The sequence below is a fragment of the Streptomyces sp. NPDC029139 genome (genome assembly GCF_055564335.1).
Genome location: NZ_JBVHWN010000020.1, coordinates 1 through 15375 on the forward strand (window position 1 = coordinate 1; position 15375 = coordinate 15375).

At 70.7% G+C, this 15375-nt stretch carries 14 protein-coding genes; all 14 read right to left on the minus strand.

Annotation, left to right across the window (positions count from 1 at the left end):
- Positions 1-204: 204 nt before the first annotated feature.
- On the minus strand, positions 205-1347 hold the full coding sequence (locus ACZ4VW_RS30335; protein WP_467967948.1) for a winged helix DNA-binding domain-containing protein: 1143 nt from the start codon (positions 1345-1347) through the stop codon (positions 205-207).
- 28 nt (positions 1348-1375) lie between these two features.
- Positions 1376-2758, minus strand: coding sequence for a cytochrome P450 (locus ACZ4VW_RS30340; protein WP_467967950.1), 1383 nt, complete (start codon positions 2756-2758; stop codon positions 1376-1378).
- A gap of 348 nt (positions 2759-3106) precedes the next feature.
- Positions 3107-5935 (minus strand): DEAD/DEAH box helicase, encoded by a 2829-nt coding sequence (locus ACZ4VW_RS30345; protein ID WP_467967952.1) that lies wholly within the window; start codon positions 5933-5935, stop codon positions 3107-3109.
- A 44-nt stretch (positions 5936-5979) separates the two neighbouring features.
- The gene (locus ACZ4VW_RS30350; protein ID WP_467967954.1) at positions 5980-6903 is read right to left on the minus strand and encodes a diacylglycerol kinase; all 924 of its coding nucleotides are present in this window, start codon (positions 6901-6903) and stop codon (positions 5980-5982) included.
- A gap of 43 nt (positions 6904-6946) precedes the next feature.
- Positions 6947-7894 (minus strand): twin-arginine translocase subunit TatC, encoded by a 948-nt coding sequence (gene tatC / locus ACZ4VW_RS30355; RefSeq protein ID WP_467967956.1) that lies wholly within the window; start codon positions 7892-7894, stop codon positions 6947-6949.
- Between the two features lie 60 nt (positions 7895-7954).
- Positions 7955-8239 carry a Sec-independent protein translocase subunit TatA gene (gene tatA / locus ACZ4VW_RS30360; protein ID WP_467967958.1) on the minus strand — a complete coding sequence of 95 codons (285 nt, stop codon included), beginning with the start codon at positions 8237-8239 and terminating at the stop codon, positions 7955-7957.
- A gap of 184 nt (positions 8240-8423) precedes the next feature.
- On the minus strand, positions 8424-8621 hold the full coding sequence (locus ACZ4VW_RS30365; RefSeq protein WP_467967960.1) for a hypothetical protein: 198 nt from the start codon (positions 8619-8621) through the stop codon (positions 8424-8426).
- A 46-nt stretch (positions 8622-8667) separates the two neighbouring features.
- Positions 8668-8931 carry a hypothetical protein gene (locus ACZ4VW_RS30370; RefSeq protein ID WP_467967962.1) on the minus strand — a complete coding sequence of 88 codons (264 nt, stop codon included), beginning with the start codon at positions 8929-8931 and terminating at the stop codon, positions 8668-8670.
- Between the two features lie 86 nt (positions 8932-9017).
- Complete coding sequence (locus ACZ4VW_RS30375) at positions 9018-9974, minus strand: helix-turn-helix transcriptional regulator (RefSeq protein ID WP_329122576.1); 957 nt, start codon at positions 9972-9974, stop codon at positions 9018-9020.
- Between the two features lie 16 nt (positions 9975-9990).
- Complete coding sequence (locus ACZ4VW_RS30380) at positions 9991-10968, minus strand: helix-turn-helix transcriptional regulator (RefSeq protein ID WP_467967964.1); 978 nt, start codon at positions 10966-10968, stop codon at positions 9991-9993.
- Between the two features lie 139 nt (positions 10969-11107).
- Positions 11108-11479 carry an FKBP-type peptidyl-prolyl cis-trans isomerase gene (locus ACZ4VW_RS30385; protein ID WP_467967966.1) on the minus strand — a complete coding sequence of 124 codons (372 nt, stop codon included), beginning with the start codon at positions 11477-11479 and terminating at the stop codon, positions 11108-11110.
- 61 nt (positions 11480-11540) lie between these two features.
- Entirely contained in the window at positions 11541-12479 is a 939-nt protein-coding gene (locus ACZ4VW_RS30390) for an FKBP-type peptidyl-prolyl cis-trans isomerase (protein ID WP_467967968.1), read from the minus strand.
- 118 nt (positions 12480-12597) lie between these two features.
- Positions 12598-13959: a Pup--protein ligase gene (gene pafA / locus ACZ4VW_RS30395; RefSeq protein WP_467967970.1), complete on the minus strand. Its 1362-nt coding sequence runs from the start codon at positions 13957-13959 to the stop codon at positions 12598-12600.
- Between the two features lie 9 nt (positions 13960-13968).
- Positions 13969-15291, minus strand: a complete 1323-nt coding sequence (locus ACZ4VW_RS30400) for an MFS transporter (protein WP_467967972.1) — start codon at positions 15289-15291, stop codon at positions 13969-13971.
- Positions 15292-15375 lie beyond the last annotated feature (84 nt).

Sequence of the window (15375 nt, forward strand, 5' to 3'; positions counted from 1 at the left end):
GAATCTCAAGGACCGGAGGCGGTGACCAAGCTGCGGCATGGCCACCACCCTCGCACGTGGCCCGATCGACATGAAGTCAAAGAGACAGAACCTAGCCCCCCCTGGCCGCCCCCGCCCCTCTCCCCCGGCCCCCCTCTCCCCCGCCCCGTAGTCCCCTACCCGTAACGCCTCACGCCCGTAGCCGTCTCACACCTCAGGGCCTTCTCACCCCCCGGGCAGCAGTCGGGTCCCCGCGTTCGGCAGCTTGCTCCACCAGTGGCCGTAGCGGCGGTACACCTCCGGTTCCCGGTCGGACAGGAAGCCCACCAGCGCACGGGCCTCGCCGGCGAGTCCCTCCCACGCCTCGTCCGGCAGGTCGTGGAACGCCGTCGCCTCGATCCCTCCCTCGGTCGGGCGCCACACGCCGGCGACGTATCCGTCGACCAACAGGGTCGGCAGCACGTCTCCGTTCCGCCGGATGACGAGTGGGCGGTAGTCGGGCGGTATGACCCGGCCCCGGTCGGCGTAGGCCAGGAGGGTGCTGTCCCACATGGCCATGAGCCGAGGTGGGGCGGCCGCGTCCTCGTCCGGTAGTGGTGCCCCCGGCACGTCGAAGAGCTGCTCGCCGTTCGGCCCTTCGCACCGCTCGAGCCGGTCGGCCAGCGCGTCCAGGGCCTTCCTGACCCGGGCCCGCTGGATCAGCCCGAACTGGGCCACGTCCGCCACCGACGCCGGCCCGAACGCTTGGAGATAGCGCAGGACCAGCGTGCGCAGGGCGGCGTCGGACACCTCCGGCTCCGGCGGCGCCGGCGGGTCGGGCGGTGCCACGTACGCGGGCCGTTCCCCGAACGACCACGGCGGCGTGGTGGGCGCGTGGAGCAGCGGCGTGTAGTGCCGCAGCCCCCACCAAGCACCCGACTTCGGTGCGGTGCCCACCCGTTGCTCGAGCCATGCCTCGTACTCCGCGTTCGTCCGGGGCCGGTCGGCGAACGCCAGCAGCTCCGGGACGAGCGTGTCGGCGTCCGCCGGAGTCAGACCGGACGCCGCGAACCGGCTGCCGAGCCTCCCCGCCCTCAGCAGGGGATGCACCGCCTCCCGGAACGGCCGGTAGTCGTCCGTGTGCACGGCATGCAGGGTGATCCGCATGAGTGTCGACTTGACGACCGTTCCCAGGGCGAACGCGTCGTCGAGGTCGGCCGCGTCGAAGGCGACGGTCCTGTTCCACAGCGCGAGGTACGGCGAGGCCGGCTGCTGTGCCTGCAGCGCGACGACCCGCTGCACCGCCTCGGCGGCGCCGAGCTTCTCCCGCCGCAGCAGCAACTGCCGGGCCAGCGTCGAGCGGTTGAGCCCCCGCGCCGTGATCCTCATGCCGTGATCCTCATGCCGCGATCATTCCTCACCGGCGCGCGCGGACCGTGGCGTGGACCTCCCGGTCCGGCTGGAGCGTCAGGCTCGGTACGGGACGTATCTCCCCCGGGTCGAGGTCGAGACGGAACCGCCGGGCGAGGACGGCGAGGACGAGGACGGCCTCGACCATGGCGAACCGTGTCCCCAGGCAGACCCGCGGCCCGCCGCCGAACGGGAACCAGGCGTACTCGGGTATCTCCTCGGCTCCCTCGGTCCCCGCCGTTCCCCAGCGTTCGGGACGGAACTCTTCGGGGTCGGTGAACCAGCGGCCGTCCCGGTGTGTGGCCCACTGGCTGGTCCACACCCGCGTCCCGGCCGGGATCGACAGGCCGCCGAGGGTCGCGCCCTCCTTGGCGATGCCCGTGATGAGCCAGATCGTCGGGTAGAGCCGCAGGGTCTCCTTCACCACGGCCTGCGTGTAGGTCAGCCGGGCATAGTCGTCGAAGCCCGGTTCGTGGTCGCCGAGGACGCTGTCGAGTTCTTCGGTGAGCGCCTCGCGCACCCGGGGGTTGTGCGAGAGCAGGTGCCACGCCCAGACGAGGGTGGAGCTGGTGGTCTCGTGCCCGCCGATGTAGAGGGTGACTGTCTCGTCGCGGATCTCCTGGTCGGAGAGGTGGGCGCCGGTCTCGTCCTGGGCGGCGAGGAGCCTGCTGAGCAGGTCGGGGCGTTCGGTCCCGCCGTCGCGGTGGCGGGCGACGACCCGGGAGACCTCGGCGTCGATGACCGCGGTGGCGCGCTTGACGCGTGCGCGTCCCGGCGTGGGCACCCAGTCGGGCAGCAGGGCGCCGATGCCGCTGAACTCGGCGCCTATCTCCTTCTGCGCGACGTCCATGGCGCGGCCGATGGCCTCGGCATCGGCGGCGGTGTCGACGCCGAAGATGGTGCGTACGGCGATGAGTTGGGTGAGGGCCGCCATCTCCTTCTTGATGTCGACGCGCTGCCCGTCGCTCCACCGGTCGGCGAAGGCGATGGCGCACTCGGCCATGGTGGCGGCGTAGGACCGCACCTGCTTGGGCCGGACGGACGGCTGGACGAGGGAGCGCTTCCGGCGCCAGTCGGCGCCCTTGGCGACGACGACTCCGTTGCCGAGCAGGGTGCGGAAGGCGATGCCGAGGTCGGGCTGGTCGAAGGTGCGCTCGACCTCGGTGAGGAGTTCCCCGATGGCGTCGGGCTGGGCGATGAAGAGGGCCGGACCCGGCCCGAATCGCCAGCTGACGAAGTCGCCTCGGGCGCGGAGCCGTTCGAAGAAGGCGAGTGGGTCCCTGCCGAATTCCGGCAGGTTCCCGAGCAGCGGTACGCCGCGTGGCCCCGGCACGATCTTCTGTCCGCCCGCGGTCTCCTCGACCGCGGCCGGACCGGTTTGCGTGGTCATGCGCGTCCCCCTCCCAGCGGTACTGCCCGGTGTGTGACTCCATGGAATCGGAGAGGTCCGACACTCCGCCACCCCTGTGGAAAACGACCTGTGGACAACGCGGCCATGGGAAGAGCGCGATGACAGGTGACCACACGCCACGACGGGCGACGAAGAGGAGCGGCGCAGAGCGACGAAGGGGTGAAAGGCCGCGACGGAGGGGGCGAAAGGCCGCGACGAAGGCCACGGCGAAGGCCACGGCGCTCACACCAGGGGCCCGTGGCGTCGACCACGGGCCCCTGGCAGGCGGTGTTCAGAACGGACCCTCGGCGGGCGGCGTTCAGGACGTGGCTCGGAGCGAGCCGCGGGTCACGTCACCGAGCTGTAGGCGACGACGCCCCGCAGCAGTGAATCCACCGCCTTGCGCGCGTTCTTGGAGACCGTGCTGTTCTCCTTGGGCGCGGCTGCGGCGATCTGTCCGAGGACGTCGATGACCTGCTTGCACCAGCGGACGAAGTCACCGGCGGGCATTTCGGCCTCGCGCAGGACTTCGTCGAGCCCCCGGTCGGAGGCCCACTGGTGAGCGGCCCAGGCGAAGCCGAGGTCCGGCTCGCGCTGGCCAACGCCCTCCGCCTGATGGATCCGGAACTCCTCCTCCAGCGCGTCGAGCCGGCCCCAGATGCGCACCATCTCGCCGAGGGCGGCCTTCGCCTTGCCGGTGGGGAGTTTCGGCGCGACCGCGTCGTCGGCCTGCCGCGCCTCGTACACCAACGCCGAGACGCAGGCGGCGAGTTCCGCCGGGTTGAGGCCCTCCCATACGCCTTCGCGCAGACATTCGCTGGCCAGCAGGTCGAGTTCGCCGTAGAGCCGGGCGAGCCGCTTGCCGTTCTCGGTGACGTCGTCGCCCCGCAGGTAGTCGAGCTCGGTGAGGAGCGCGACGATCCGGTCGAAGGTGCGCGCGATGGTGTTGGTGCGGCCCTCGATGCGCCGCTCAAGCTGCCGCGTGTCGCGCTGCAGCCGGTGATAGCGCTCGGCCCAGCGGGCGTGGTCCTCGCGCTCGTCGCATCCGTGGCAGGGGTGGGCGCGCAGCTCCGTACGCAGCCGGGCGATCTCGCGGTCGTCGGCGGCGGGCGAGCGGTCCCTGCGGTGGCGCTCGGGGTTGATGTGTCCGGCCTTGGTGCGCAGGGCCGAGGCGAGGTCCCGCCGGGACTGCGGGGAGCGCGGGTTGAAGGACTTGGGGATCCTCATGCGCTCCATGGCCTCGACCGGGATCGGGAAGTCGATCGAGGCGAGCCGCTTGACCTGCCGTTCGGCCGTGAGCACGAGCGGGCGGGGCCCGTCGTGGTGCTCGAAGCCGCGGTGGCCGTTCGTCCGCCCTGCGGGGATACCGGGGTCGAGGACGAGGGCGAGTCCGGCGAACTTGCCCGTGGGAACGTGGATGACGTCGCCGGGCTTCAGCTTCTCCAGGGAGGCCGCGGCCTGGGCGCGGCGCTGCGCGGCCCCCTGCTTGGCCAGTTCCGTCTCGCGGTCCTTGAGGTCGCGGCGCAGCCGCGCGTACTCCTCGAAGTCGCCGAGGTGACAGGTCATGCCCGCCTTGTAGCCCTCCAGGCCCTCTTCGTTCTTCTGCACCTGGCGGGAGATGCCGACGACGGACCGGTCGGCCTGGAACTGCGCGAAGGAGGTCTCGAGCAGTTCGCGGGAACGGTGGCGTCCGAACTGGTCGACCAGGTTGACGGCCATGTTGTACGAGGGCTTGAAGCTGGAGCGCAGGGGGTACGTGCGCGTGCCGGCGAGCCCGGCGAGGTGGCCCGGGTCGAGCCCGCGCTGCCAGAGGACCACGGCGTGGCCCTCGACGTCGATGCCGCGGCGTCCGGCGCGTCCGGTGAGCTGGGTGTACTCGCCGGGCGTGATGTCGGCGTGCTGCTCGCCGTTCCACTTGACGAGCTTCTCCAGGACCACCGAACGGGCGGGCATGTTGATGCCCAGCGCGAGGGTCTCCGTGGCGAAGACGGCCTTCACGAGGCCGCGTACGAAGAGCTCCTCGACCACTTCCTTGAACGTGGGCAGCATGCCGGCGTGGTGGGCGGCGATGCCGCGCTCCAGGGCTTCCAGCCACTCGTAGTACCCGAGGACGTGCAGGTCCTCGGTGGGAATGGAGGCCGTGCGCTCCTCGACGATCTCGCGGACCCGCTGCCGTGCGTCGTCGTCGTTGAGCCGCAGGCCGGCGTACAGGCACTGCTGGACAGCGGCCTCGCAGGCGGCGCGGCTGAAGATGAAGGTGATGGCGGGCAGCAGCCCCTCGGCGTCGAGCCGCTCGATGACCTCGGGCCGGCCGGGCGTCCAGATGCGGGAGCGCTGACGGCGCTCGCGCTCGCGGTCGGCCTCGCGGATCATCTTGCCGCGCCGTCGCTCGCGCGGGTTGTAGGTGCGGGTGTTCTCGGTGCGGGCGAGGCGCATGAGGTCGGGGTTGACCTCGCGGCGGGAGGCGGCGCGGCCGCCGTGGTCGGTCTCCTCCTCGAAGAGGTCGTACATCCGGCGTCCGGCCAGGACGTGCTGCCACAGCGGGACGGGACGGCTCTCGGAGACGATGACCTCGGTGTCGCCGCGCACGGTGTCGAGCCAGTCGCCGAACTCCTCGGCGTTGGAGACGGTCGCGGAGAGCGAGACGAGGGTGACGGACTCGGGGAGGTGGATGATCACTTCCTCCCAGACGGCGCCGCGGAAGCGGTCCGAGAGGTAGTGGACCTCGTCCATGACCACGTACCCGAGGCCACTGAGTGCCTGGGACCCCGCGTACAGCATGTTGCGGAGGACCTCGGTGGTCATGACGATGATCGGCGCATCGCCGTTGACGCTGTTGTCGCCGGTGAGGAGGCCGACCTTGCCGGGTCCGTACCGCTTGACGAGGTCGGCGTACTTCTGGTTCGACAGCGCCTTGATGGGTGTCGTGTAGAAGCACTTGCGCCCTTGGAGCAGGGCGAGGTGGACGGCGAACTCGCCGACGATGGTCTTGCCCGAGCCCGTGGGGGCGGCGACGAGTACGCCTTTGCCCGCCTCGAGGGCCTGGCATGCCTCGATCTGGAAGGGGTCCAGACCGAACTCGTACATCTCGCGGAAGGGGGCGAGCGCCGTGGCCTGCTCGGCGTTGCGGGCCCGAGCAGCTGCGTACGCTTCGGCTGGTGTGAGGTCCTCTGTCATCTTACTGTCGAGCCTACCCGCCACCTCTGACACTGACGCGATCTTTAATGACCGCCTCTCGCCCGCCCGGACTCGGCCCGGGGCGCGAGGACGCGCAGCGCCCCCGGGACGCAGGTGGCGGTCAGCGGCAGCGGTCCCAGGGGCTCGCCGTCGGCGTAGCCGGTGATGCCGGGGGCGTCGAGGGTGAGGGCGCGGACGCGGTGCACGGTGACCTTGGGGTGGTCGAGATGCGTGCCGCGGTAGACCCGGGGGAAGACCTTGATCAGGGTCGTACGGGAGCAGTCGCCGACGACGGTGACGTCGAAGAGGCCGTCGTCGATGCGCGCCCCGGCGCAGATCCGCATGCCCCCGCCGTACGAGGTGCCGTTCCCGACGGCGACGAGCGTGGCCTCCACCTGTCGCTCGCTGCCGTCATCGAGCGTGAGGCGGTACGGCACCGGGCGGAACGCGGCGAGCTCGGCGATCATGGCGAGGTCGTACTTGAACCGGCCGACGGGCAGCTTCATGCGGTTGCCGCGGTCGTTGACCCGGGAGTCGAAGCCGGAGGCGAGGACGGTCCCGAACCAGCGGTCGCCGACCCTGCCGAGGTCGATGTCCCGCCCGCCGCCGCCCTTGAGGAGCCCGGCCGCGAGCCGGCCGGCGGCCGCGGGCTCGCGTACGGGCAGGCCGAGGGTGCGGGCGAAGTCGTTGCCGGTGCCGACGGCGACCACGCCGAGCGGCGTACGGGTGCCGGCGAGGGCCTGCAGGGCGAGCGAGACCATGCCGTCGCCGCCGACCGCGACGAGCGCTCCGGTTCCGCCGGCGACGGCGTCGCGGGCGCGATGAAGGGCGTCGTCGGCGTCCGCGCCGAGGACCGTACGGACCGAGAAACCGGCGTCCCTCAGCGCGCGGGCGGCCGGCTGCGCGGCGTGCGCGCCCCTGCCGCGGCCCGCGGTGGGGTTGACGAAGAGGGTGATCTCGCTGGTCATGGGTCTCCCCCCGGGCGGACTCTGGGGGGAGGACCCTACAAGATCAGGTGACGTCGTCGTAACTGCTCGGGCGGAGCGCCCTGGCGCCGTCGGCCTCGCCGCCGGCCTGCTCGGGCAGCGCGCGGGTGGCCCCGACGGGCTCGACGGAACCGACGCGCTCGGGGGTGAGGTCGAGGGCGGACGCCTCGTCGTCGTCGAGTTCGGCGTCGGGGTTGTTGCGGGCCCGGCGGCGGTCGTTGAGGAGCGAGAAGCCGACGGCCCCGAAGTACAGGACGGTGATCGGCCCCGCGAGGGCGATCATGCCGACGGGGTCCGTGGTCGGGGTGATGACGGCGCCGAACACGAAGACGCCCATGATCACGCCACGCCACCAGCCGGCCATGCGGCGGCCGGTGAGGACTCCGGTGAGGTTCAGCATCACCAGGACGAGCGGGAGCTCGAAGGCGAGGCCGAAGACCAGGACCATGCGCAGGGTGAAGTCGAGGACGTCACCGAGGGAGAGGATGTTCGCCGATCCACCCGGCGTGAGGCTGATGAGGACCTTCACGCTGATGGGGAGGATGAGGTACGCGAGGTAGGCACCGGCGGTGAACAGGGGGACCGCGGCGCCGACGAAGGCGTAGGTGTACTTCTTCTCGCTCTTGTGCAGGCCGGGCGCGATGAAGGCCCAGAGCTGGTACAGCCAGATCGGGCTGGCGACGACGAGGCCGGTCACGAGGCTGACCTGGATCGTCGTGCTGAAGGGGGCGATCAGTGTGTTGAAGGAGACGATCGCGCAGTTTCCGCCGTCGCTGGTGACGCCGGGCCCGCACTTGGGCACCGACTTCGTCAGGAACTGCATGAGCTCCTCGCTGTACACGAGGGCCACGACAGTGACCGCGGCGATGGCCAACAGGCCCTTCGCCATGCGGTTGCGAAGTTCACGCAGGTGCTCCACGAGGGGCATCCGGCCCTCGGGATCCTTCTCCTGCTTGCGGGCAGACTTGAGCAACCCACGTCCTCATCTCGTGCGGCCGGCCGCCGCTCGCCGCGGCGGCCGCGGCGGACCGGGTCAGCGCTTGGTGGTGTCCGAGGGCTCGGTGACGGGACGCGAGCTGGTCACGTCGCCGGGCGCGGCCTGGATGGTGCGCGGGGCGGCCTGGTCCGGGGTGCCGGTGGTCGGCGGGTCGGCCGGGGCGCTCTGCTGGTCGTCCGACTTCATCGCCTTGGCCTCGCTCTTGAGGATGCGGGCGGACTTGCCCAGCGAACGGGCCATGTCGGGGAGCTTCTTGGCGCCGAACAGCAGGATGATGACGACGAGGATGAGAATGATCTCGGTGGGGCCGAGCCTACCCATAGCTTTTACCTTCTTCACCGAGGCGACATGGTGTGCGTGCCCGGCGGGTCGGACATGCGTCCGGCCACCGCGCTGTCTGCGATCGTAACCCGCAGGAGTAAACGCAGGGCAATGCCTGTGCATACTCACGATTGCGGCCCGCGCGCCCCCGTCGGGACCGTCCTGAGCAGCGTACGGCACACGCTCAGCGCAGTGCTTCGCCGGTTCGGGCGAGCCGGCCGGCGGCGTTCTCGAGGTCTTCGGCAGCGCGATTGATGCGCTCCGTGGTCCGGGCCACCTGGCGGCCGAGCCGCTGGGCCTCGATGAAAACCTTGATGCCGAGGACGCCGAGGACGGCGATGCCGAGGAATCCGAGAGCGATGGCGAGCATGGGCCAGAACATGTTCCGAGCCTAGACGCTGCGCGGCCCCGGCCGGACTCCCGGGGCGTCAGACGGTGGAGTGCAGACGCAGGGTGCGGACGCCGCCGCCGGTGAGGAGCTCGACGATCCGCTCGCCGGCGGGCTTGCGGACCGAGCTGCCGCACTCGGGACAGGTGAAGGAGTAGAAGGTGGTACGGCGGCTGGCGCCGATCGCGAGGCGCAGCGCGCCCGCCGAGAGTTCGCAGCGGGCGCGGCAGTCGGGACAGGCCGCCTTGAAGAGGACCGGTGCGATCGACGCCGTCATTCCGTGCATCACGGACATTTCCCTCATCCCTCTCGATTCCCGCGCACGCGCGAATCCAACGACTCCACAGGCAACAGCGTCGACGCGGCGGGGAATGTCACCTTCCCCCCGCGTCACTCCTGGCCGTCGTAGGCGGCGAGGGCCGCCGTCGCCGCCTCACGGGCACTGTCGGCGAGGTCCTGCGGGGAGACGATCCGCCCGTCGCTGCCGAGCCGCAGCGCAAGGCGACGCAGCGACGCCGGCGCCGGCGTCCGCAGCGTGATGCGCAGCCCCCCGTCCGGCAGCTCGTCGGCCCGGTCGTGCGGGTAGTACTCCGCCACCCAGCGGCCGCCGGGTCCCACCTCGACGACGACCTCCGGGTCCTCGGCGGACGGCTGGACCAGCCCCTCCGAGAGGTCCCGCAGCTCGATCTCGGGCGGGGCGGACTGCTCGTCCAGGATCCGGATCTCGGCCACCCGGTCGAGGCGGAAGGTGCGGCGCGCCTCCGAGAGCCTGCACCAGGCCTCCATGTACGTGTGACCGACGGCGAACAGCCGGATCGGATCCACCTCGCGCTCGGTCAGCTCGTCCCGGGCGGGCGAGTAGTAGCGCACCCACAGACGCCGGCGTTCGGAGATCGCCCGGTCCACCTCGGCGAAGACGCCACCCTCGGACTCGAAGGTCACCGAGAGCCGGGAACTGGCCCCCGCGGCCTCGCCCGCCGCCGTCTCCAGCTTGGCGGTGGCACGCAGCAGCGCCTCACGGTCGCTCTCCCGCAGGCCGGGCAGCGTGGCCACGGCCCGTGCCGCGACCAGCAGGGCCGTCGCCTCGTCGGCGGCGAGCCGCAGCGGCTCGGCGACATCGTCCGGGTTGTGCCACCAGATCCGGTCGCCGTCCGTGTCGATGTCCAGCAGATCCCCGCCGCGGAAGCTCGTCCCGCACATGGGCAGCACGTCGAGGTCGGAGATCAGCTCGTCCTCGGTGATCCCGAAGGCGCGGGCGACATCGGCGACATGCGCACCGGGCCGTTCCCGGAGATAGGTGACGAGGGAGAGCATCCGCCTCGTCTGGTCGATCGCGTTCGCAGCCATGCCGTACGTCTCCCCTTCAGCCCTTGGCCACGGCGCGCAGCCGGTCCACCACATCGGCCCGCAGATCCGCGGGCTCCAGTACGACGACATCGGGACCGAACTCCACGAGCCAGGCGTCCAGACCGTGCCCGTACGGGATCTCCAGCTCGTCCCAGCCGTCCGCGCCCTCGGTCACCGACTGGGCGCGGGCCCGCAGCGGATAGCCGCAGCCGGCGCGCAGCCGGATCCGGGCGGAGCGGGTCGCGATCTCGCCCGCCCAGCTCTCGACGGTCTCGCGGACGGTCACGACATCGGGAACCGGCGCGGTGAAGGCGCCGGCCCGCGAGCGGACCTTGCCGGTGATACGGGAGAGACGGAAGACGCGCTCGGCGCCGCGGTCGCGGTCCCAGCCGGCCAGGTACCAGTGGCCGCGCCAGCACTCCAGGGTCCACGGCTCCACCTGGCGCGTCTCCGGGCGGGCGGCGGTGGCCTTGCGGTACTCGAAGACGACCGGGCGCCGGTCGCGGCACGCCAGCATCAGCGGCTCGAAGGCCGCCTCGTGCACAGGGATACGGGGCTCCAGCGCGCTGTGCTGGGCGTCGTACGCGTCCTCCGCCTCGGGCATCCCGGCGGCGCGCAGCTTCTGCAGGGCGCCACTGGCCGCTCCGGCGAGACGCGCCTGCTGCCACACCTTCGCGGCGAGACCCAGCGCCGCGGCCTCCTCGGCGTCGAGCGTGATCGGCGGGAGGCGGTTGGAGTCGCGGCGGGCCAGATACCCGATCTCGCCCTCGAGGTTCTCGACCGTCTCGATGACCAGCCCGAGCTCGCGCAGATCGTCCTTGTCCCGCTCGAACATCCGGTTGAAGGCGTCCTCGCCCCCAGCGGCGCCACTGCCCCTTGTGGCCTCGACATAAGCCTCGATCGAGTCCCGCAGCTCACGCTTCGACAGCGGCCGCCGGGTTCCGAGCAGACAGAGGGCCAGATTCATCAGCCGCTCGGCCTTGGCAATCGCCATCGACGCCCTGCACCTCTTCTGCCGGATTGACTTCTCGGACATCCGACCGTACCGCCCCGGGGTGTCGCGACAAAAGCCGAGGGTCCCCGTCGTACGACGGGGACCCTCGGATGACCGTTTCGGGTCGTGGCGTGACCGATCAGACCGCGACCAGGTCGCAGACGAAGATCAGGGTCTCGCCCGGGGCGATCTTGCCGCCGGCACCCTGGTCGCCGTAGGCGAGGTGGGCGGGGATGATCAGCTGTCGGCGGCCGCCGACCTTCATGCCCTGGACGCCCTGGTCCCAGCCCTTGATGACCTGGCCGATGCCCAGCTGGAACTGCAGCGGGGTGCCACGGTTCCACGAGGAGTCGAACTCCTCACCGGTGGAGAAGGAGACGCCCACGTAGTGGACGGAGACGGTGGCCCCGGCCTTCGCCTCCGGGCCGTCGCCCTCCCAGATGTCCTTGATCTCCAGGTCGGCCGGCGGCTCGCCGCCCGGGAAGTCGACCTCGGGCTTCTCGATGCTCACTGCAGTGTGCTCCTCAAACGGATGAACCGCGCAAACGATGAACTGCGCGACCCGGACAGTCTTACATCTTCGCCAGGATGTCGATGGCGAACACCAGCGTGGAGTTCTTCGGAATCCCCTGCTGCTCCTTGTCGCCGAACGCCTCGGCCGGCGGGGCGACGATCAGGATGCGGCTGCCGACCTTCTTGCCGGTGATGCCGTCCTTCAGGCCCTTCAGCGTCAGCTGCGCGAGCGGGAAGTTGGCGGTCTTGCCCTGCGCGTACGTCGAGTCGAAGACCTTGCCGTCCTTCCACAGCGACGCGACGTAGTTCACGACGACCGTGTCGGTGGCCTTGACGACCTCGCCCTTCGACTCCAGCACGTAGTTGGAGACGAGCTTGGTCGGCGGGTCGACCTTCGGAACCGTCACGGAGGGCGCCTTGCCGTCGGTGTTCGTACCGACCTTCGGCAGGTCCTTGTTCTCCTGGGCGACCTCGGTGCCCTCGGCCGACTTCGGGACCGTGGTGGCCTTCAGGATGTCCACGACGAAGACGAGGGTGGCGTTGGGCTTGATGTCGCCCTGCCCCTTGTCCCCGTAACCGAGCGCCGGCGGGATGCCGATCTCGATGCGGCTGCCGACCTTCTGGCCCTCCAGGCCCTGGTCCCAGCCCTTGATGACCTGGCCGGCGCCCAGGGTCAGCTCGAACGGCTGCCCGCGGTCGAAGCTGTTGTCGAAGGGTGTGTCCGAGTCCCAGGCCTGCCCCAGGTAGTTCACCTGGAGGGCGTCACCCTTCTTCGTGACCGCGCCGTCGCCCGCGCTGATCACATTGACCTTGAGGTCCTTGGGCGGATCGCCCTCGCCCTTCGCGAGCGTGGGCTTCTCCCCGAACTTCTCACCCGCGGTGATGGCGGGCAGCCCGTTCTTCATCGAGGCGGAATCGGAGCCCTTGTCATCGCTGCCGCAGGCCGCTGTCGAGAGCAGCAGCAGCGGGACGACCAGTAGGCCGGCAAGTCGGCGCACGTGTTCCTCAGATCTCAGACGGCACAGTAGTTGCCCGACACTCTAGGGGACCGTCCGGCCAGGCCAAGGGCCCCGCACGTCAAACGCACGGGGCCCTGGCACTTCGTACGACGATGTCCTACATTCCGGCGATCAGCTTTTCCACGCGGTCGTCGACCGACCGGAACGGGTCCTTGCACAACACGGTGCGCTGCGCCTGGTCGTTGAGCTTGAGATGGACCCAGTCGACGGTGAAGTCCCGCCGCTGCTCCTGCGCGCGGCGGATGAAATCGCCGCGCAGACGCGCCCTGGTGGTCTGCGGGGGCACCGACTTGCCCTCGAAGATCTTCAGGTCGTTGCAGATCCGGGCCGCCTGGCCCTTCCTCTCCAGGAGGTAGTAGAGACCGCGGCGGCGGTGGATGTCGTGGTACGCGAGGTCTATCTGCGCGACCCGGGGGTGCGACATGGTCATGTTGTTCTTCGCCCGGTACCGGTCGATGAGCTTGTACTTCATGACCCAGTCGATCTCGGTGCCGATCCGGTCGAGATCCTCGGCCTCGATGGCGTCCAGGGTGCGGCCCCACAGCTCCAGGACCTGGGCGACCGTGCCCGTACGGATGCCGCGGCGGTCGACGAAGTCGGCCGCCTTCTCGTAGTACTCGCGCTGGACCTCCAGGGCGGACGCCTCGCGGCCGCTGGCGAGCCGGACCTTGCGCTGGCCGGTGATGTCGTGGCTGACCTCGCGGATCGCCCGGATCGGGTTCTCCAGGGTCAGGTCGCGCATCACCGTGCCCGCCTCGATCATGCGGAGCACGAGGTCGGTGGCGCCGACCTTGAGCAGCATGGTCGTCTCGGACATGTTCGAGTCGCCGACGATGACGTGCAGCCGGCGGTAGCGCTCGGCGTCCGCGTGCGGCTCGTCACGGGTGTTGATGATCGGCCGGGAACGGGTCGTCGCGGAGCTGACGCCCTCCCAGATGTGCTCGGCCCGCTGGGAGACGCAGAAGACCGCCCCGCGCGGGGTCTGGAGCACCTTTCCGGCGCCGCAGATGAGCTGTCGGGTGACGAGGAAGGGAATGAGGATGTCCGCGAGCCGGGAGAACTCTCCGTGGCGGGCGACGAGATAGTTCTCGTGGCAGCCGTAGGAGTTTCCCGCCGAGTCGGTGTTGTTCTTGAAGAGATAGACGTCGCCGGCGATTCCCTCCTCGTGCAGGCGGCGTTCGGCGTCGACGAGCAGGCCCTCGAGAATGCGTTCGCCCGCCTTGTCGTGCGTGACCAGTTCGGTCACGTTGTCGCATTCGGGAGTTGCGTATTCCGGATGCGATCCCACGTCGAGGTACAGGCGGGCGCCGTTCCGCAGGAAGACATTGCTGCTGCGGCCCCATGACACGACACGGCGGAAGAGGTAGCGCGCCACTTCGTCAGGTGACAGTCGGCGCTGTCCCCTGAACGTGCACGTGACGCCGTACTCGTTCTCCAGCCCGAAAATGCGGCGGTCCATGTCTGAACATTACGCCTGATGGCCTGAGCTGAAACCGGGTTCGACGGCCCCGTTTCGATCATTTTCCGAAGGGTGCGCGTTCCTTTCGGCGTGTCCGGTGCTCCCGGCAGTACCGCTGACGGCGTGTCGCACGCTCCGGCCGGGGACCGTGAGGACCCGCCCGGTGCCCAGGAGCACGAGCAGGGCCACGAAACCGCCTGCCCCGGCCACGGCGAAGCCCGCGGTGGTCCCGGCCAGTTCGACGGCCGGTCCCGCGACCGCCGAGCCGAGGGCCGCGCCCACGCCGAAGGTGGTGACGAGCCAGGAGAAGGCCTCGGTGACGGTACCGGCCGGCGCGTGCCGGTCGACGACGATGAAGCCGCAGGCGAGGGCGGGGGCGAGGAAGACGCCGGAGAGCGCGGCGAGCGCCGCCATCGGTACGACACCGGGCGTGAGCATGAGCGGCAGGTAGCCGAGGGCGAGCAGCCCGACGATGACCCGCAGCCGCCGCTCGGGCGCGCCCGCCCAGCGCCGGGCGCCGTAGAGGACACCGCCGATGAGCGCGCCGAGGCCGAGAGCGGCCATCAGCCAGCCGTAGGCCGCCTCGTCGCCCCGGTCGTCGGCGTAGGCGAGGCCCGCGACGGTGATGGAGCCGAGGGCGAGCCCGACGAAGAAGAACGAGCCGAGCAGGGCGAGCAGGCCGGGCGAGCGCAGGGCGCCGAGCCAGTGGGCCTCACGCGGTTCCGAGCGCCACGCGCGCGAGGGCTGGGACAGGACGACGGAGAGCGCGCCGAGGATGCCGAGGACGTTGATGACGAGGAGGGCCGCGGCCGGCGACCAGAGGGCCACCAGGAGGGTGACCAGCAGCGGTCCGACGGTGAACATGACCTCCTGGGCGACGGCGTCCAGGGCGTAGGCCCGGTGGACCCGGTCCTCGCGGCCGAGCACGCTCGGCCACAGGGCGCGCAGCCCGCCCTCGAGGGGCGGGGTGAAGAGCCCGGCGACGACGACCGCCGCGTAGGCGAGCACGAGGGGGCTGATTCCGGCCACGGCCAGGACGATCATGCCGAGGGCGGAGACGATCGCAGCGGGCAGCTGGACGCGCGGCTGCCCCTTGAGGTCGACGGCCCGGCCGAGCAGGGGCTGGCCGACGGCGGTGGCGATCCCGTACGCGGCGGTGAGCCCGCCGGCCAGGCTGTAGCTGCCGCCCTCCGAGCGGACGAAGAGCACGAGGGCGATGGGGCCCGTGCCGTTCGGGAGCCTGCCGACGAGGGTGCCGGCGAGCAGTCGCAGGGCGTGCGGCGCCCTGAGGATGTCGAGATAGCCGCCGCTCTCCTTGGCCTCGGTGGCCATGTCCGTCTCCTCTCCCCCGGTACCCCCGCCGAGGTTTTACGTATAACTTCCGACGTCATACGTACCATGGCGGGATCCCGCGGG